This window comes from Janthinobacterium sp. CG3, from assembly GCF_000344615.1.
Classification (GTDB): Bacteria; Pseudomonadota; Gammaproteobacteria; order Burkholderiales; family Burkholderiaceae_D; genus Janthinobacterium.
In genome coordinates this window covers 1,447,980-1,466,418 of sequence record NZ_KB467824.1, presented here as the reverse complement: position 1 = coordinate 1,466,418, position 18,439 = coordinate 1,447,980, and the positions used below count along the sequence as shown (strand labels likewise).

The following is an 18,439-nucleotide window of genomic DNA, read 5'->3' as shown; positions in this document are numbered from 1 at the left end:
ATAGTGAGACACTGCGTTTACCGAATTGAAGTTTTCACTAAAAGGAAGAGACATGAGCGCCGAATACCACGTCACCGGCTCCGTTGCCGTTATTACCTTAGCCAATCCGCCGGTCAACGGCCTGGGCCTGGCGACCCGCACCGCCGCGGTCGACGGCATCAAGAAGGCGCTGGCCGACGAGGCCGTCAAGGCCATCGTCATCACCGGCGCCGGCAAAGCCTTCTCCGGCGGCGCCGACATCAAGGAATTCAATTCGCCGAAAGCGCTGGCCGAACCCAGCCTGCACACGCTGATCCGCACCGTGGAAGACGCGACCAAGCCGGTGGTGGCGGCGATCCACAGCGTCTGCATGGGCGGCGGCCTGGAGCTGGCGCTCGGTTGCAACTACCGCGTCGCCGCGCCGGGCGCGCAGATGGCTTTGCCGGAAGTCAAACTCGGCCTGTTGCCGGGCGCCGGCGGCACGCAGCGCCTGCCGCGCGTGCTGGGCCTGGAAATGGCGCTCAACATGATCGTCTCCGGCACCCCGGTGGCGTCGGAAAAGCTGGCCAACACCGCGCTGTTCGACGAAGTGACCGCCCCCGGCGCCGACCTGATGGACGCCGCGATCGCCTTCGCCAACAAGGTCGCCGACGCGCGCCCGCTGCCGAAGGTGCGCGAGCGCAAGGTTGACTACCCGAACCACGAAGCCTTCCTGCAATTCTCGCGCAACACCGTCAAAGCCATGTCCGGCCCGTTCCCGGCGCCGCTGCAATGCGTGGAAACCGTGGCCGCCTCGGTGACGATGAAATTCGAGGACGGCCTGAAGTTCGAGCGCGAGCGCTTCATGCAACTGATCCAGTCGAACGAGTCGAAAGCGCTGCGCCACGCCTTCTTCGCCGAGCGCGTCGCCAGCAAAGTGCCGGACGTAGCGGCCGACACGCCGACCCGCGCCATCAATCAGGCCGCCGTCATTGGCGCCGGCACCATGGGCGGCGGCATCGCGATGAACTTCGTCAACGCCGGCATTCCGGTGATCCTGCTGGAAACCAAGCAAGAGGCGCTCGACAAGGGCCTGGCGACGATCCGCAAAAACTACGAAAACACCCTGAAAAAAGGCAAGCTGACGCAGGAGAAGTTCGACCAGCGCCTGGCGCTGATCAGCGGCACGCTGTCGTACCACGACATCGGCCAGGCCGACATCGTCGTTGAAGCGGTGTTCGAGGAGATGGGTGTCAAGGAAGCCGTCTTCAAGAAACTCGATGAAGTAATGAAACCCGGCGCGATCTTGGCGTCGAACACCTCGACGCTGGACCTGAACCAGATCGCCAACTTCACCAAGCGCCCGCAAGACGTCGTCGGCACGCACTTCTTCAGCCCGGCCAACGTTATGAAGTTGCTGGAAATCGTGCGCGGCGCCGCCACCGGCAAGGACGTGCTGGCGACCACGCTGGCGCTGTCGAAAAAGCTGAAAAAGACCGGCGTCGTCTCGGGCGTGTGCGACGGCTTCATCGGCAACCGCATGATCGAGCAATACAGCCGCCAGGCCGGCTTCCTGCTGGAAGAGGGCTGCCTGCCGGAGCAGGTCGACAAGGCGCTTGAAAAATTCGGCTTCGCAATGGGGCCGTTCCGCATGGGCGACCTGGCCGGCAACGACATCGGCTGGTACATCCGCAAGCGCCGCTACGTCGAATCGCCGGGCATCACCTACTCGAAAACCGCCGACCTGCTGTGCGAGCTGGGCCGCTTCGGCCAGAAAACCGGCGCCGGCTGGTACGACTACAAGGCGGGCGACCGCAAAGCCTACGCCTCGGACATCGTCAACGCGATGATCGTCAAGCACTCGGCCGACAGCGGCGTCGAGCGGCGCAAAATCAGCGACCAGGAAATCGTCGAGCGGCTGGTGTACTCGCTGGTCAACGAGGCGGCGCGGATACTCGAAGAGGGAATCGCCCTGCGCGCCTCCGACATCGACATGGTCTACCTGACCGGCTACGGCTTCCCGCTGTACCGCGGCGGCCCGATGTTCTACGCCGACACCGTCGGCTTGCCGAACGTGCTCAGCGCCATGGAGAAATACGCGAAGGGTCGCCACGGCGACGCCTGGACCCCGGCGCCGCTGCTGGTGAAACTGGCCGCCGAAGGCAAAACCTTCAACGGTTAAACTGGCGCACACATGGAAACGGCCCCGCGAAGCGATTCGCGGGGCCGTTTTGTTATGCGCGACCGGTTGCCGCCGTGTTTGGCGGTATTAGCTTGGGCGGTCGAAGCGAGCGGACGCCTTGCCTTCTTGAACCCACCACACAAGCAACACGATCCAGCCGATGATCGGAAGGAACCACAGCAATTGCCACCAGCCGCTGTGGTCCGTGTCGTGCAGCCGGCGCGCGGCGACGGCAATCGCTGGCAGCAGCGTGGCGATGGAGAAAACGGCCGACAACTTATCGCTGACCACGCTCAGGGCCGCCGACGTCAGGAAAGTGAACAAAAACCACCACCAGAACTCCGAGCGCGAGGCACGGCCGGTGAAGTCGGCGTATTTCGTAAAACATGTGCGAATGGATTCGGAAAGAGTCATGGACGTCCTTGTTTTTCTGGTTAAGTTGCAAATATGAATCATAAGCCACAATCCGAGGAAAAGGGACGGTTAAACGCGGCCAATTCGACCGGCGATTCTCCCTCTCGACCGTCTGCGTCGGCGAGCACCGGGCGGCGCGAATCCGCGGCCGTCGCTGCACCACCCCCCCCAAGAAAAGAAATTGTATTTTGATGAATCCATTGTTGTGTAAACAACGTACATCTGTATGATGCTTTTTTTCGTCATATTGATTAACGATTGGATTAGATATGCCTCTTCACGCTACGCGCAAGCCATTGGCTATGGCGCTCGCTTTCCTGTTCAGTGCGCCGGTATTAGCGACCGATACCGCGTTGGTCGCGCCTATCGTTGTTGTGGAGGGATCGCGTCCGACCCAGCTTGGCGTAGCCGAATCGGCCAGCGCCGGAGTGGTAACCCAAAAGCAGCTCGAAGCGCGCACGGTATATCGTCCGGGCGAATTATTGGAGGTTATGCCAGGTCTGCTCGTCAGCCAGCACAGTGGCGAAGGCAAGGCGAACCAGTTCTATTTGCGGGGCCTGAACCTGGACCATGGCACCGATTTGCGGACAAGCGTCGACGGCATGCTGGTCAACCAACGCACCCATGCGCACGGACAAGGCTGGACCGACGTTAATTTTTTGATTCCGGAACTGACGTCTTATCTTGAGTACGTGAAGGGGCCCTACAGTGCCGAGCAAGGCGACTTCGCCTCGGCCGGCGCGGTCAGTGTGAATTACGCGAATACCCTGGCACAAGGAATCGCCAGTATCGGCATCGGTCAAAACGGCTATGCGCGCACATTGATCGCGGACTCGCCGAGTGTCGGCAAGGGCAATCTGCTTTATGCGATGGAACTTTTGCGCAACGACGGCCCATTCGTCAACAAGGACGGCTACCGGAAACTCAACGGCGTGCTCCGGTATAGCGAAGGAAGCGAGACGAATGGCTTTAACGTCACGTTGATGGGCTACAAGGCCCACTGGAATGCGACCGACCAGATACCGCAACGTGCTATCGACAGCGGACTGCTGCAGAGCCGCTTCGATACCATCGATCCGACGGACGGTGGCAAAGCGCAGCGTTTTAGCCTGTCGGGTGCGTGGGTGCGCACCGGCGACGGCGACGCGACCAGGGTTAACGCTTATCTGATCCATAATCAGCTGGACCTGTACTCGAATTTCACCTACTTTTTGGACCATCCTGAAACGGGGGACCAGTTCAGCCAGCCGGACCGACGCAGCACGCTTGGTCTCAATGCCAGCCATTCTTGGCGGCATTCGGCACTGGGCCGCCCATCCGAGACGACCGTGGGCTTGCAATTGCAAGCCGATGATATTCATAATGGCCTGTACGACACGCAAGCACGGGTGCGGCTGGCGACGACGCGCCAAGACCATGTGCGCGAACGTAGCGCCGGCATTTACGTGCAAAACGCCGTCAAATGGAATCCGTGGCTGCGCAGCGTTATCGGCGTGCGAGGGGATTATTATCGCAATGCTGTCGACAGCAACCTCGCTATCAATACCGGCACGGCGAGCGGCAGTCAGGCAAGTCCGAAGCTTAGCTTGATTTTAGGCCCTTGGGAAAAGACGGAATTCTATGTCAACCTCGGCCGCGGCTTTCATAGCAATGACGCGCGCGGCACCACCATTCGCGTCGATCCAAAGAATCCGGACACCCCGGCGGTCCAGGAAGCGCCGCTTGTGCAATCGCGCGGCATGGAACTCGGTGCGCGGACTGAATTTGTAAAGGGCTTGCAGACCAACTTGGCTCTGTATCAGCTCAACTACGATTCCGAATTGCTTTTCGCAGGCGATGCCGGCTCAACCGCGGACACCGGCCGACCTAGCCGGCGGAATGGCTTCGAACTGTCCAATTATTACAAGCTCGCTTCATGGCTGACCGTTGACGCGGACATTGCATACGCACGCACGCGTTACCGCGATGCCGATCCGGCCGGTCAACATATTCCCGGCTCGATTGAAGGGGTGGCTTCGCTCGCGCTCGCAGTCGATAACCTCGGTCCGTGGTTCGGCGCTGTGCAACTGCGCTACTTTGGCCCTCGGCCGCTGATCGAAGACGATAGCGTGCGCTCAAAAGCGACCGGCACCGTCAACGCCCGTATTGGCTACAAGTTCTCGCCGAAACTGCGGTTTACCGTTGAAGTGTACAACCTGACCAACCGGCGAGATTCGGCGATTGACTATGCTTACGCATCGCGACTGCCGGGTGAAGCCGCGGAAGGGAAGTTCGACGTGCATTTTCATCCAGTCGAATCGCGATCACTTCGCGCGAATCTGATCGCCAATTTCTAATCCAGGTGCCCGAGTAAAGGAAAAATGTCCGACGCTCGCGGTAATTATGCTGGTTTGCGGCTAAGCGCGGCGTGATCGGCGTACTCGCCAATCCAGTATAACAACGCCAGCCCGGGGAACGCCATGCCGGTCAGCAGCGCCGCGTGCCAACCGTAGCTGGCGAAGACCCAGCCGCCCAGGGCCGAACCTAAGGCGCCGCTGGCAATGAATAGCGCAAAGTAGATGCCGTTAAGGCGGCTGCGTACTTCGGCGCCCAAGCTAAAGATTGCACGTTGGCCAAGCACCAAGTTGGCGGCCACGCCATATCAAAAACAATCGAGGCCGCAACGAGCAGAGCCAAGGCGAGATTGCGCGAATCCTTCACGTACATCGGCAACGCGAAGACGGCGACGCCCAGAATCAGCGCGGCAGCCGTTGCAATCAGCGTGTGGCCGGAGTCAGCCAGGCGGCCGGCGATTGGCGAGGCGATCGTACCGGCCATACCCACCGAGGCGAAGATGGCAATGCCGGTTTGCGACAGGTGGAACCGCGGGCCGGCAAGCATCATCGGGGTAACGGTCCAGAACAGGCTGAAAGCGCCGAACAGGCCGGCATGGTAAGCGGCATGGCGACGCAGTACTGGCGTGGTGGTGAACAAGGTCCACAGCGAACCCATCAGCTTTGGATACGACATTGGCGCGGTAGGAACACGGACCGGCAGATTGACCCGCAGAACCACCGCCAGAATCACGATGACAGCGGAGGCGCCGCCAAAGACGACGTGCCAGTTGGTGTAGTCGGCAAGCAGCGAGGCGACAGGGCGTGCCAGCATAGTACCCAGCAGCAGGCCGCTCACGACCTTGCCGACTGTTTGCCCGCGTGTCGATTCTTTGGAAAGGTGGGCTGCAAACGGTACCAGGATCTGCGCCGCTACCGAACCCAAGCCGATTGCCAGCGCGGCGGCCAGGAAGAGCCAGGCGCTGGTGCTCAACGCCGCAATTAGCATAGCCATGGAGGTGAAAACAAGCGCGCTGACAATCAGGCGGCGGTTTTCAAGCAGGTCGCCCAGCGGAACAATGAACAGCAAGCCAATGGTGTAGCCGATTTGGGTCAGCGTGACCATCAAGCCGGCCGCCTGTGCCGACAGGCCAGTGGCGGCACTGATGGGACCGACCAGGGTTTGCGCGTAATACAAGTTCGCGACGATCAGCCCGGAGGCCACTGCCAGGAGCAGTACCATGCCTGGCGAAATATCGGCTTCAAGATCGGTAGTTTTGCTAATTTCAAATTCCTCGGAGAGTAGAGATAGGTGAATTGAGGTAATTGTAGGCAAAACACATCCAAAGATAATTAGTGCATAATCCTCCCATACATTTCATATTTAATGAACAATCGATCCGGGGGGGGCAAGGTCAAAGCAATGCAGACTTTTGTGCGCATCGTAGAGGCGAATAGCTTCTCGAAGGCGGCGGAAACCTTGAACCTGCCGTGTGCGTCGCTAACTGCCACGATAAAGAATTTGGAGGCTTTCCTTGGCACCCAACTGCTTCAGCGGACTACGCGCCGTCTGTCCTTAACCCCGGACGGCGCCGAATACTTCAAAAGCTGTCTGGAGATACTCAACGTGATCGACGCGTCGGAACTCTCGTTTCGTGGCCCGGATTCTAAAAAACCCAAGGGAAAACTGCGCGTTGACCTGCCTGGTACAGTCGGGCGAAAGCTGGTGATTCCCCACATCTCGCAGTTCCACGAGCTTTATCCTGAGATCGAATTGACCATCAGTCTTACCGATCGTCTGGTGGATATCACCCAAGAAGACATAGACTGCGCGCTGAGGCTAAGGCGTCTGCAAGACTCCGCCTTAATCGGTCGCCAGGTAGGCAATATGCGCTTCGTCACCTGCGCGGCGCCGTCCTATTTACTGAATTCGGCACACCGGCGACGATAGCGGACCTTCAGTCGCACCAGGGTATTCTCCACTTCTCGAGTCGAACCAATCGCGCCGTCGATTGGGACTTCGTCATCGGCAAAGAGGTCGTCAAAGTCGAAATGAACGGCCCTTTTGCCGTCAACGACGCCGACGCAAACCTGTGCTGCGCGTTACAGGGCTTGGGGTTGGCACAGTGCGCTGTTTACCAGGTCCGACAGCACTTGGAAAGCGGCGCGCTGGTGCAGGTCTTGGCGGACTAGCCGCCCACGGCGATGCCGATCTCCCTGCTGTACCCGCAGGGCCGGATGGCATCACCCAAAGTCAAGGTCTTCGCCAGCTGGGTGGCAGCGCTGTTTGCCGACGATGTAGATCTGCACGAATAATGGCGCCTGTCTTTCGCAACGGCCAGCCTTTTTTGGGAGGGGATACTTCGGCCAAGTTTTTTATGTTCGCCTATTTTGAGGAAAACCATGTCTGCAATTCGAAACCCGATTGATCGAGCATTGTCGCTCGCGCTCGTCGCACTACTATCAGCTTGTGCAAGCCATCCGGAGATTCCGTCGCCGACCGTCGCCGTGCCGCCAACGTCGGATCAGATGTTCAGGAACGTCAAAATGGGGCCACCGCAAAAGGCCTGGCAATGGGATGAAAACCGCTGGTTCACGGCGGAGCTGGACTATGAATGCCACGGAACGCTGAGATTTGTCGACCAGAAAAACGGGATTAATAGTTTCGTCGCCTATAACAATCTGCCACATATCATATTCGGAAGCGACGATCCAGATGTCGTACTTGGTGCCGTGGCCGGTGGCTTCTTGAGACTGGTATTTTCGATTGATGGCGGCAGGAACTTTTTGCAGGAGGTCAGGGGGCTTCCGGGACGCGAAACTATTAAATTCGTCATCGCCCGGCAGGGCCATATCTATGTCGGACTGAGTCTATACGGCAGCAACGCGGACGGCTATTTCAAATGGCAGCAAGCACGTGTTCGTCGCGAGGCCAAGGATGACAGGCGCCAGGAAATTGAAGAGCTTCAATTGGTCATTATTCACGCTCCACTCGACAAAGCGAAGGGTCGTATTGGCTGGTATTCGGTGCTGGCCCCTACTAGTTATCAATTTCGTAGTCCCTACGCTGAGGCGGAGGACGTCAAACGCATCGATAATTTCGACTCCCTCGGTTTGCCGCACGTTGGTGGCGCTGTGCCGTCGGCCGCCTGCTGGACGACACTCACCCCGCCACTGCCCCCGAAAAAATAAATACTACAAATAGCGCACCCAGCCTAGCGTGCTGCGGCGCTTGTACCCGGCGAACCATCGGCACGGATAGTACAGCAGCGGTATCAGCGCCAGGGCGATCAGCCACAATTGCCCGACGTGCGAGGCGGAAGCGCGCTGGCCGGGGCCGAGGTCTAGCCATTTTTCCAGTCCCACGCGCAGCGCCAGCAGCACATACAGGTGCAGCAGATAATAAAACATTGGCGCGCCGCCGAAGGTGGCGATGACGCGGGTATAACGGCCGTCGGCCGATTCCAGCCACGCCAATGCCAGTAAACCAACGCCCAGTGTCATCAGCACAAAATCCAGCGAAGGCGGGTACTTGGTAAAATTGAGAAACGACATCACCGTCTGCAAGTCGGTGGCGCCGTGGTGCCAGGGCAGGGGCTCGCCGTACACATTGCTTCCGCGCAGCAGCGCCAGCGCCAGCAACGCGGCCACGCCGGCGCCGCGCAACACCACCCGCCTGCGCTGGGCCGGCACGGCGGGGGCGTACAGCGGGCCGCTGACGTAGCCGAGCAGAATGACGCCTATCCACGGTAGCAGCGGATAGCTGATTTTTACCATGACGGCGCCGTCGGCCAGCAGAGAGCCGCGCTGTTTCAGTACGGTCCAACACATGTGCGCCGCGCCGCCCGGCGCAAAGTGGTGGCCGTCGAGGGCGTTGTGCGCGGCCACGATCAACACTGCCAGCGCCGCCAGCAACGCCGGCGGCAGCCGGTGCAGCAGCGCCAGCGCGAGCATGGACAGGCCGATCACCCAGATGACCTGCAAGTACAGTATGTGCGGCGGGAACTGCCCCGACCAGGCGAAATTCACCGGCCCCAGTTCCAGCGCCACCAGCAGCAAGCCGCGTTTCAGCAGGAAAGCGGTGGCGCTGCGCGGCCCGGCGGCGGGGTGGGCGTACAACCACGCCGACAGGCCGCTCAGGAAGACGAATATCGGCGCGCAGAAATGCGCCAGCAGGCGCGTGAAGAACAGCGCCGGCTGCGTGCCCGCGACGTCCATCGGGTCGCTGACCTGCATGTGCAGGAAAAAGGTCTCGCGCACGTGGTCGATCAGCATCAGCAGCATGACGAAACCGCGCATGGCGTCGATGGCGGCGATGCGCCCGCGCAGCGTGGCCGCTGCCGTAGTCGGCGGCGCCGCGCCGTAGTTTATTGTTTGCATGGCGCTGCGCCCGTCCCGGTTGCGCCTAGAATTTTTGGCTGATCGATAGCATAACATTGCGCTCTGCGCCGGGCGCCACCCACAATTGGCTGTAGGAGCTGGCGTAAAAGCTTCGATTGAACAGATTGTCGACGTTCAAGGCGATACGCAGGCGCGGGTTCGGCGCATACGAGGAGAGCAGCCTCGCGGTGGTGTAGGCCGGCAGCCTGAATGCGCTGGACACGGCGACGTCGCCGACGCGCTCGCCGACGTAATTGAAACCGGCGCCGATGCTCGCCGTTCCCGCGCCCAGGCGAAACGACGGCACCAGCAGCACGCTGGCGCTATGCCTGGCGACGTTGGGCAGGCGGCTGCCTGTGACGATGGCGTGGTCGCCCTTGGTGACGCAGGCGTCGGTGTAGGCGTAGGCGGCGGACAGGCGCCAGCCGCGCGCCACTTCGCCCGCGACGTCCAGTTCGACGCCCTTGCTGCCGACTTGGCCCGCCGGGATGGAGAAGTCGGTGTTGGCCGGGTTGGTGGTCAGCACGTTCTTCTTGCGGATCCGGTACAGCGCCATGGTGCCGCTCAGCTTGGCGTCGGCCGTTTCAAGCTTGGCGCCGGCTTCGTAGGAGCTGCTGCGTTCGGCCGGGAAGGCGCGGTTGTCGACGCTGACGCCGCTGTTCGGACGAAAGCCGCCGGCCGCGCCGGCGTATAGCGAAACGCTGGGGGCCGGCTGGTAGACCAAGCCCAGGCGTGGGCTGGCGGCGCCCAGGCTTTCCGTCGTCGAGACGGCCTGGCGGCGGTTGGCGACGCTTTGCTCATACGTATCGTAGCGTACGCCGGCCAGCGCCTTCCATTGCGACCCCAGGTCGACCTGGTCTTGCAGGTAAACGCCGCGGGCGCGCTGGTTTTCCCGCGTGTCGACGGATGGCGCCAGCGCGGCGGCGACGGCGCCGTAGACCGGTTGCAGCAAGTCGATCGCGTAGGGGTTGGCCGCCGACGGATTGCGGCGCAGCTGGACGCGGCGGTCGTCGAAGCGATACGCGTCGACGCCGAACAGCGTGTGGTGGGTCAGCGCGCCGCTGGCGAATGTGCCCAGCAACTCGATGCGCGCCGACTTGTCGGTGGCGGAGAAATCGCGGTGGCGGCGTTGTCGGCGCAGCGTGCGGCCGTCCGCCAGCACATTGTTGGCCTCGGTCGAAAAGCCCGCCAGCTCGCTGTCGCGGTGGGACAAGCCAGCTTGCAACTTCCAGTCCTGGCCCAGCTCGTGTTGCGCGAACAATTGCTGGCCGAGCGAGCTGACGCGAATGTCGCCGTCGCCCGGCTCGCCCAGGAAGCGCGAATTGGGCAGCGCGCCGAGCCTGCCGTTGACCGCCGGCACGCCGCGGTCGAGCGGCGCGCGCTGCCGGCTCGCCTCGACTTCATAGGACAGCGTGGTGTGCTCGCCGATCAGCCACAGCAGCGACGGCGACACGAAGCTGCGCTCGCTCTGCAAGGTGTCGCGGAAGCTGTCGGCGCGCTGGTGCGACGCGTTCAGGCGAAACGCCACGGTAACGCCGAGCGGGCCGGTCAGGTCGACCGCGCCGCGCCGGCTGCGCTGGTTGCCGAGCGAGAACTCGGCGGCGTGGGCTGGCGCGAAGCGCGGTTTCTTGGTGCTAATGTTGACGGTGCCGCCGGGTTCCCCGCGGCCGTACAGGGCTGAGCCCGGCCCCTTCAACACCTCGACGCTGTTGGTGCCGGCGATGTCGCGCAGGCCGTTGTAGCCGCGGCTGCTGCTAAAGCCGTTGACCAGGTAATCGGAGCCGAAATTCGGGTCGCCGGTGAAGCCGCGCATGGCGTAGCTGTCCCATAGTCCGCCCAGGTCGCTTTGTCGGGAGATGCCGCTGGCCAGCTCCAGCGCGCCGGCCAGGCTGGTGACGCCGACGTCTTGCAGCAGGTCGGCGGTCAACACGCGTACACTTTGCGGCAAGTCCTTGAGCAAGGTGTCGGTCTTGGTGGCAGCGGTTGCCGACAAGCCGCGGTAATGTTGCCGTTGGCTGGTGATGTTCACTACCTGGTCCGCCTGCTCGCCTTGCCGCGGCGCCTGTTGCGCCGATGCGGCCGCGGCGGTCATGGTGGCCGCGACGGAACAGCTGGCAAGCGGAAGCAGCGCCAGAGCGCGCTGGATTTGGGGCAAATAAATAATGTTCTCCTGATGGCCGCACCAGCGCGGCGATGCACTCTCCAGCGCCGCGGGCGGCGGCACGGTACTGTTGCTCTTATTGCAGATATCTTGCAATAGCGATAGATTAACGCAAATCTATTGCATTTACAATGGCGGAGATGGCCAAGCGGTGCCGGCTGGTGCGCTGCCGCGATTGGGTTGACGCAGCGGCCGCCCTGCATATCAATGAGGCTAGTTGAGGCACTGGCGGCGCCGCCGTCCACCGGAAAACGCCGTCGGCGTTTCAGGGCGCGCGGTGGCAGACCGCTTCGATGCGGTTGCCGTCCGGGTCGAGCAGGAAGGCGGCGTAGTAGGACGGATGGTAGTCGCGCAAGCCGGGCGCGCCGTTGTCGGCGCCGCCGTGCGCGAGGCCGGCGCGCCAAAACGCCTCGACCGCGGCGCGGCTGGGCGCCTTGAAGCAGTAGTGGCGCCGTGGCGCGTCGTCCGGCGGCGGGCCGTGGCGCACCGAAAAATAGCTGCGCTGCGGATGGTCGGCGTCGCAGCGCTCGCCGTAGCCGATCCAGGCTGCGGCGTGGTCCGAGCCGACCTTGACGACGCCGAGCGCGGCGAAGACGGCGTCGTAGAAGCGTTCGGCCCTGTCCAGGTTGGCAACGGTCACGGATACATGGTCAAGCATGGACATTCCCCCGCTCAATGTGGCATGGCAAGTATAAGGCCGCGCGGCCTCCCGCGTGCGCTTACACCTTGGTGTCGCGGCGCGGAAAGCGCCGCAGCAGGCGCTGGCTCAAGCCGTTCACCTTGGGCGCGAACAACATCACCGCGAAAAAGGCGACCGGCCACGCCGCCACGAAAGCATGGCGCCAGCGGGCCAGGAAATCGGGATGGAAACCGATGTTGAGCCAGGTGACCCACATGCTCATCAGCACCGTCATCAGCAAGGACATAAAAAACGCAAAGGTAATACGCAGGCGTATGGCGTCCGACATGATGCATTCCCGGTCAAAAGTTGTTATAAGCATAGCCTAACAAATTGCAAAGTTCTATACTAGGGCGATATCTTTAATCTCAAATTCCACAAATGACATCATGCTGGACGATCTAGCCCTGTTTGTCGCCATTGTCGAGGCGGGCAGCCTGAGCGCCGCAGCCGAAAAGGAGGCGGTGCCCGCTGCCACCGTCACCCGGCGCCTGCAAAAGCTGGAACGCAAGCTGGGCTACCAGTTGCTTAACCGCAGCGCCCGGCGCATGCAGCCGACCGCCGAGGGCTGGCAATATTACGAGCAGTGTCGTCCGCTGGTGCATGCGCTGCGCCAGGCCACGCAGCGCCTCGATGCCAGCCTGGGCGCGCTGTCGGGCAACATCCGTCTGCTGGCGCCGGTCAACTTCGCCAGCGGTTTGCTGACGCCGGCGCTGATCAGTTTCATGCGCCTGTACCCGGAGATCAACCTGGAAATGGAACTGTCGAACCAGATCCAGGACCTGGTCGGCAGCGGCGCCGACCTGGCCATCCGCATCGGCGCGCTGCACGATTCGACGCTGATGCGGCGCCGCCTCGGCAACGCCGGGCTGGTACTGGTGGCGTCGCCGGCGTATCTGGCGCAGGCCGGCGCGCCGGACGACGTCGCAGCCCTGCACGGGCACGCGTTGCTGGTGGCCGAGCCGCTGCGCCATTGGCGCCTGCGCAACCCGGCCAGCGGCGCCGAGGAGGTGATCGAGCCGCAGGCCCGTCTGCGCGTCAACGAAATGCGGCTGGTGGTGGAGATGGCCGAGGCCGGCTTCGGCATTACGTTGTGTCCGCTATTGCAGTGCCGCGACCTCATCGTTGCCGGCACGCTGGTGCGCCTGTTGCCGCAATGGATGCCGGAGCCGCGCAACGTCTACGCCGTGTGGGCGCAGCAGCGCTACATGCCGGCCCGGGTGCGGGCTTTCCTCGACCATTTGGTGGAATTTGCCGCCAACAATCCTTTACTCAATGATTGATGTCGTTGAGTTTCTTTTAGTGCAATAGCCCGCGCGGGGTCCCCGAGCGGATACCATGGTGGTTCAAACAACGCCACCGCGCCCGACATGATCGAGACCAAGCTCCCCGAATTACTCATCCTGGAACGCCTGATCGAAGAGGGCGGGGCGCAGGTGGAGGTGAGCACCAGTTGCGCGGTGCGGGTCGGAGCGCACGAGTTGCCGGTCTACACGGTGGCGCTGGGCAACCCCAGCCTGGACGTGCCGGCCGTCGGCTTTTTCGGCGGCATCCACGGCCTGGAACGGATCGGCACGCAGGTGCTGCTGGCCTTCCTGCAAAGCCTGCTGGCGCGGCTGCGCTGGGACCACGTGTTGCACCAGCAATTGCAGGCGGTGCGGCTGGTGTTCATGCCGCTGATTAATCCCGGCGGCATGTGGTGCTCGACCCGCTGCAATCCACACGGCGTCGACCTGATGCGCAACGCCCCGGTCGACTCGCTTGAAACCGTGCCGTTCCTACTCGGCGGGCAACGCTACAGCCCGCGCCTGCCGTGGTATCGCGGGCCGCTCGGCGCGCCGATGGAGGCGGAAAGCCGCGCCGTCTGCCGCGTCGTCGAGCGGGAGCTGTTGCCGCGCGAGTTCAGCCTGGCGCTCGACTGCCACTCCGGTTTCGGCTTGCGCGACCGCATCTGGTTTCCGCACGCCCACACGGCCGCGCCGATCGCGCATCTGGCCGACATCGGCGCGCTGGAGCAGTTGTTTAGCCAAAGCCACCCGAACCATAACTATGTGTTCGAGCCGCAAAGCCGGCAGTACCGCACCCATGGCGACTTGTGGGACTACCTGTACCTGAACGCGGTGCGCGACAGCGAACGGGTGTTCCTGCCGCTGACGCTGGAAATGGGGTCCTGGCTGTGGGTCAAGAAAAATCCGCGCCAGTTGTTCAGCCGCCTGGGCATGTTCAATCCGAAGCCGGAACACCGCTTGCAGCGGGTCTTGCGCAGCCACACCGTCTGGCTCGACTTCCTGGCGCGCGCCGCCTGCGGCTACCGGCGCTGGCTGCCCGAAGGGTTGGTGCGGCAGGCCCGCGAGGCCGACGCGATGGCGCGCTGGTACGCCCACCAGCACCAGCGATGAGCACCTGGGTATTCCTGCGCGGCCTGATGCGCGAGCAACGCCACTGGGACGCCTTTCCCGCGCAGTTCGGGCAGGCTGTGCCGCAGGCGCGCATCGTCACGCCCGATTTGCCGGGCAACGGCACGCGCCACCGCATGGCGAGCGCGTCGCGGGTTGCCGACATGGTCGAGTTTTGCCGCGGCGAGCTGGCCGCGCAGGGTTGCGCCGCACCCTACCACGTGCTGGCGCTGTCGCTGGGCGGCATGGTGGCGGTCGAATGGGCGGCGCGCTATCCGGACGAAATCGCCGCGTTGGTCCTGATCAACACCAGCATGCGCCCGTTCAGTCCGTTCTACCGGCGCCTGCGCTGGCAGAACTACTGCGCGCTGGCGGCACTGGCGCTGCTGGGCGGCGCGGCGCGCCAGGAACGGCTGATCCTGCGCCTGACCAGCGCCGACGGCGCCGGCCGCGCCAGCTTGCTGCCTCGCTGGATCGGCTACCAGCGCGACTACCCGGTGGCGCGCGCCAACGCATTGCGCCAACTGCTGTCGGCGGCGCGCTACCGGGCGCCGCCGCGGCGGCCGGCGGCGGCCACGCTGGTGCTGGCCAGCAGCAACGACCGCTTGGTCGACGCGCGCTGTTCGCTGCGCCTGGCCGAGCACTGGGGCGCGCCGTGCCGGCTGCACCCCAGCGCCGGCCACGACTTGCCGCTTGACGACGGCGCCTGGGTCGCGCAACAGGTGCGGCGCTGGCTAGATTCCCTGCGCGGCGAATAAACATTCAAATAAACAAAGCGTTTTAGTTAAACATTGAAAAAGCGCCGGCGCGCATGGTAGACTAATTTCACCGGTTTATACTTATCCGATACCCCGAGCGAAGCTGCCACTACCATGTACCCAGCTTTATTTTATTTTCCGACCCCGTCAATAATTTACGTTCGCTATGAAGAAATCCATCAAGTTGCTGTTATTTTTCGCCGTCATAGCTAACTCAGGTTGCAGTGTGCTTTACGATATCAACCAAGACCGCGTCGGCGCGTATTGCGACAGCCTGCTTAGCGAGACCGACCGCTATTCGTGCAAACAACGCAACCGCACCAGTTACGAGGACTATGAGCGGGACCGCCAGAAAGTCAAGAACGGCTCCGTCCAAAAGTAAGAACTATCCCGGCCAGCCCGGTGGAAACGCAAAAAGCCCGTTTGTCGCAGACGGGCTTTTTGCTATGGGAGCGCTTTTTTCAGCGTCGCCGGGGGCGATCGACACCACCGATTTCCAGCATAGGCGGCCCGCCGACTTCACGCAACGATCAATTAACAGGCGAAGCCGAAGTCGTAATGCTTGGCGACGGCGATGGCGGCGTCGCGGAAGTCGTGCATTAACTCCGAGCGGATACTACCGCCCGGATAAGCGAGCACGTATTCATAACTGATGTTCGCCGAAAACGGGCGCACCACCACGCCGTGGCCGCGCCATATTTTCGCGGCGAACGGTTCCACGATCGACAGCCCGAGCCCGTTGGCCACCATCGCGTAACGGGTGTGCGAGGTGTGGGTCTTGATCACGTGGCGCACGCGGGTGCCGGCCTGGTTCAACGTGGCTTGCTCCATGCCGTAATGCTGGGCCGCCACCGGAATCCAGCCGATCATGTTTTCCCCCTCCAGGTCTTGCGGGCTGATGATCTCCTGCGACGCCAATCTGTGGTTTTCCGGCATCGCGCACATCACTTTTACCCGCATCAGCGGTTCGACTTCGATGCCTGCCAGCGGCGGGAACGCCAGGCAGATCGCCATGTCGACCTTCATGTCCTGCAGCCGCATCAGGATTTCGGCGCCGCCGCAACTGTCCACGGTCACCGGCACGTTCGGGTGGTACTTCAAGAATTCGCGCAAGATCAGCGGCAGGATCGTGGTCGAGAGCACCGGCAGGCAGGCAATCGTGATGCCCTCGGGCGTCTCGTTGCGGATGCTGGCGGCAACCTGGCTCAGGCGCTCCAGCCCGAGGAAGTTCTCCTCCACGGCGCGGTAGAAGCGCACGCCGGCGGTGGTCGGCTCCAGGCGCCCCTTGGCGCGGTTGAACAGCCGCAGGCTCAGCGTGTCTTCCAGGTCGGCGATCAGGCGGCTGACGGCGGGCTGCGTAATGTTCATCTTGCGGGCGGCGCCGATGCTGGTACCGGATGTCATCAGGCAACGAAATGCCTCGATTTGTCGAAACTGAAGCACGTTTGCTTACTCCTTGCTGAGGCGGGATGGGAGGGATCGCTTGACCCTATAACAAAACCACATGGTATATGCGAAATTGTGAGTGGACATTATATGACAACTTTGAAATACTGTAATTCCTGACTGCAAACGAATGCCAAACATACTGGCATCGTCGGCGGTCAGGATTATGGCTAGTTCCGCTCATGAGCGTGTATCGCACAGCGGAGTGAGCGGTGGAATGCAGGCCCAGCAACCATACACCCAAACAGTAACAACTCACCGTGAATCGGTCGCCCACAAGGGGGCGGGTTCGCGCTGACGTACGTGTTGATACAGGCCTTTTTACGCGGTGGGGATCATATGCAAGCACTCGGCAACATCAGAATCCACGGTATGAACGAAAAGTTCGACCACGGCACCGGCTTCACCAAATCCCAGGTCAATCACAGGTACGAAGGCGACATTGAAGCGGAAGCGCGGTTCGAGTGCATCACCTACGCTCCCGGCGCCGCCCTGGCCAAATTCGTCGGACTTGAATTTCTCTCCGGCCGCGTCGGCGACCGTACCGGCGGCTTCATTTTGCAGCACGTGGGTTCGATCGACGCGGGCCGCTCCGAGAGCGTGCTGAACGTGTTGTCGGGTTCCGGCACCGGCGAATTGACCGGCATCAAGGGCCACGGCCGCTCGACTTCCAGCGGCGCCGACGGCCAGTCCGCGCACATGTTGCTGGAATATAGTTTCGACGACACGCCGCCGGCGCCCGAGGCGCAGCGCAACACGCCTTAATCTGTCGCCAAGGCGCGCCGCGTCGTTTAGAAGATGGAGCGGGCCGTCAGTGTGGTGAAGCGTTCCAGCGCGTAGGTACCCGCCAGCGAGTTGCCGGTGGCGTCCAGCCCTGGCGACCATACCGCCACCGCCAGTTCCCCCGGCACCAATGCCAATATCCCGCCGCCGACGCCGCTTTTCGCCGGCAAACCCACCCGATACGCAAAATCGCCGGCCGCATCATAGGTGCCGCAGGTGAGCATCAGCGCGTTCAGCCGTTTGGCGGAACTGGCGTCGAGAATCCGCGTCCCGCTCCACGGCACCGTGCCGTGGTTAGCCAGGAAGGCGCCGGCCTTGGCCAGTTCGGCGCACGTCATGGTGATCGAGCACTGGCGGCAATAGCTGTCGATCACGCTCTTGACCGGATTGTGCAGATTGCCGAAGTCTTTCATCAGGTGGGCGATGGCGTAGTTGCGGTCGGCGGTCGCGCGCTCGGACTGCGCCACCAGCAGGTCGAAGTCGACGTGGGGCTGGTCGGCGATCAGGCGGGCGAATTGCAGGATGGCGATATCGGACTGCACGAAGCGGCTCGACAGGATGTCGTTGATGACCAGCGCGCCGGCGTTGATGAAGGGATTGCGCGGTTTGCCGCGTTCGTACTCCAGTTGCACCAGCGAATTGAACGGGTTGCCGGATGGCTCGCGCCCGACCCGCGCCCAGATCGCGTCGCCTTCGCGCGAGAACGCCAGCGCCAGCGCGAACAGCTTCGTCACGCTCTGCAGCGAAAACTTGTGTTCGGCGTCGCCGACGCAATAAGTGCTGCCGTCCAGACAATACACGGCCATGCCGAAGTGCCGCGGCGAGACGGTCGACAACTGCGGTATATACGAAGCCACCTTGCCATGCGCCAACAGCGGCTGCACGTCGGCGTGGATGGTTGCCAGGATGGCGTGGTAATCAAGGGTGGCGGGCATGGGCGGATCGCGGAGTCGGCGGGTCCACAGGGTAG

Annotated in this window: 16 protein-coding genes and 1 pseudogene; 9 read left to right on the top strand and 8 right to left on the bottom strand. The window is 62.4% G+C overall.

The genetic code is table 11. The features are described 5' to 3' along the window. The first annotated feature begins 52 nt into the window (after positions 1 to 52). Positions 53 to 2,140 carry a 3-hydroxyacyl-CoA dehydrogenase NAD-binding domain-containing protein gene (locus JANGC3_RS0106255; protein ID WP_017875631.1) on the top strand — a complete coding sequence of 696 codons (2,088 nt, stop codon included), beginning with the start codon at positions 53 to 55 and terminating at the stop codon, positions 2,138 to 2,140. Between the two features lie 87 nt (positions 2,141 to 2,227). Here the strand turns inward: JANGC3_RS0106255 and JANGC3_RS0106250 are convergent, their stop codons facing one another. Next, positions 2,228 to 2,554, bottom strand: coding sequence for a DUF805 domain-containing protein (locus tag JANGC3_RS0106250; protein ID WP_017875630.1), 327 nt, complete (start codon positions 2,552 to 2,554; stop codon positions 2,228 to 2,230). Between the two features lie 269 nt (positions 2,555 to 2,823). On the opposite strand from JANGC3_RS0106250, the gene JANGC3_RS0106245 reads away from it, so the two are divergent. Next, the gene (locus tag JANGC3_RS0106245) at positions 2,824 to 4,890 is read left to right on the top strand and encodes a TonB-dependent receptor (protein ID WP_017875629.1); all 2,067 of its coding nucleotides are present in this window, start codon (positions 2,824 to 2,826) and stop codon (positions 4,888 to 4,890) included. Positions 4,891 to 4,934: 44 nt separating this feature from the next. On the opposite strand, the pseudogene JANGC3_RS28540 reads toward JANGC3_RS0106245, so the two are convergent. Then, a pseudogene (locus JANGC3_RS28540) lies at positions 4,935 to 6,109 on the bottom strand (MFS transporter). A gap of 144 nt (positions 6,110 to 6,253) precedes the next feature. Between JANGC3_RS28540 and JANGC3_RS33540 the strand changes: the two are divergent. Together JANGC3_RS33540 and JANGC3_RS0106230 are read left to right on the top strand one after the other, a co-directional pair. Beyond that, positions 6,254 to 6,817 (top strand): LysR family transcriptional regulator, encoded by a 564-nt coding sequence (locus JANGC3_RS33540; protein ID WP_017875628.1) that lies wholly within the window; start codon positions 6,254 to 6,256, stop codon positions 6,815 to 6,817. A 452-nt stretch (positions 6,818 to 7,269) separates the two neighbouring features. Beyond that, positions 7,270 to 8,058, top strand: a complete 789-nt coding sequence (locus JANGC3_RS0106230; RefSeq protein ID WP_157406482.1) for a T6SS immunity protein Tli3 family protein — start codon at positions 7,270 to 7,272, stop codon at positions 8,056 to 8,058. 3 nt (positions 8,059 to 8,061) lie between these two features. Here the strand turns inward: JANGC3_RS0106230 and JANGC3_RS0106225 are convergent, their stop codons facing one another. The 4 genes from JANGC3_RS0106225 to JANGC3_RS0106210 all read right to left on the bottom strand — a co-directional run bounded on the left by JANGC3_RS0106225 (position 8,062) and on the right by JANGC3_RS0106210 (position 12,375). Continuing rightward, positions 8,062 to 9,246: a DUF1624 domain-containing protein gene (locus tag JANGC3_RS0106225; protein WP_017875624.1), complete on the bottom strand. Its 1,185-nt coding sequence runs from the start codon at positions 9,244 to 9,246 to the stop codon at positions 8,062 to 8,064. Positions 9,247 to 9,271: 25 nt separating this feature from the next. Further along, positions 9,272 to 11,338, bottom strand: a complete 2,067-nt coding sequence (locus JANGC3_RS0106220; protein ID WP_157406481.1) for a TonB-dependent siderophore receptor — start codon at positions 11,336 to 11,338, stop codon at positions 9,272 to 9,274. 334 nt (positions 11,339 to 11,672) lie between these two features. Further along, positions 11,673 to 12,071 carry a VOC family protein gene (locus tag JANGC3_RS0106215; protein WP_198291997.1) on the bottom strand — a complete coding sequence of 133 codons (399 nt, stop codon included), beginning with the start codon at positions 12,069 to 12,071 and terminating at the stop codon, positions 11,673 to 11,675. 55 nt (positions 12,072 to 12,126) lie between these two features. Then, positions 12,127 to 12,375, bottom strand: coding sequence for a DUF2798 domain-containing protein (locus JANGC3_RS0106210; RefSeq protein WP_017875621.1), 249 nt, complete (start codon positions 12,373 to 12,375; stop codon positions 12,127 to 12,129). Between the two features lie 100 nt (positions 12,376 to 12,475). Here JANGC3_RS0106210 and JANGC3_RS0106205 point away from each other — a divergent pair, with 100 nt between their 5' ends. From JANGC3_RS0106205 to JANGC3_RS0106190, 4 genes are all read left to right on the top strand, one after another. Continuing rightward, a complete protein-coding gene (locus JANGC3_RS0106205) occupies positions 12,476 to 13,369 on the top strand; it encodes a LysR family transcriptional regulator (protein WP_017875620.1) in 894 nt (297 codons plus the stop codon). Positions 13,370 to 13,456: 87 nt separating this feature from the next. Continuing rightward, a complete protein-coding gene (locus tag JANGC3_RS0106200; RefSeq protein WP_017875619.1) occupies positions 13,457 to 14,485 on the top strand; it encodes a M14 family zinc carboxypeptidase in 1,029 nt (342 codons plus the stop codon). Continuing rightward, positions 14,482 to 15,240 carry an alpha/beta fold hydrolase gene (locus JANGC3_RS0106195; RefSeq protein WP_017875618.1) on the top strand — a complete coding sequence of 253 codons (759 nt, stop codon included), beginning with the start codon at positions 14,482 to 14,484 and terminating at the stop codon, positions 15,238 to 15,240. The genes JANGC3_RS0106200 and JANGC3_RS0106195 overlap by 4 nt, the downstream gene beginning before the upstream one ends. A 166-nt stretch (positions 15,241 to 15,406) precedes the next feature. Continuing rightward, positions 15,407 to 15,622: a hypothetical protein gene (locus JANGC3_RS0106190; protein ID WP_017875617.1), complete on the top strand. Its 216-nt coding sequence runs from the start codon at positions 15,407 to 15,409 to the stop codon at positions 15,620 to 15,622. Positions 15,623 to 15,774: 152 nt separating this feature from the next. Here JANGC3_RS0106190 and JANGC3_RS0106185 read toward each other — a convergent pair whose 3' ends face one another. After that, positions 15,775 to 16,683, bottom strand: a complete 909-nt coding sequence (locus JANGC3_RS0106185; RefSeq protein ID WP_026132626.1) for a LysR substrate-binding domain-containing protein — start codon at positions 16,681 to 16,683, stop codon at positions 15,775 to 15,777. A 375-nt stretch (positions 16,684 to 17,058) separates the two neighbouring features. Here JANGC3_RS0106185 and JANGC3_RS30660 point away from each other — a divergent pair, with 375 nt between their 5' ends. Next, positions 17,059 to 17,451 carry a DUF3224 domain-containing protein gene (locus JANGC3_RS30660; RefSeq protein WP_157406480.1) on the top strand — a complete coding sequence of 131 codons (393 nt, stop codon included), beginning with the start codon at positions 17,059 to 17,061 and terminating at the stop codon, positions 17,449 to 17,451. 26 nt (positions 17,452 to 17,477) lie between these two features. On the opposite strand, the gene JANGC3_RS0106175 is transcribed toward JANGC3_RS30660, so the two are convergent. Beyond that, positions 17,478 to 18,404, bottom strand: a complete 927-nt coding sequence (locus JANGC3_RS0106175) for a glutaminase (protein ID WP_017875614.1) — start codon at positions 18,402 to 18,404, stop codon at positions 17,478 to 17,480. Positions 18,405 to 18,439 lie beyond the last annotated feature (35 nt).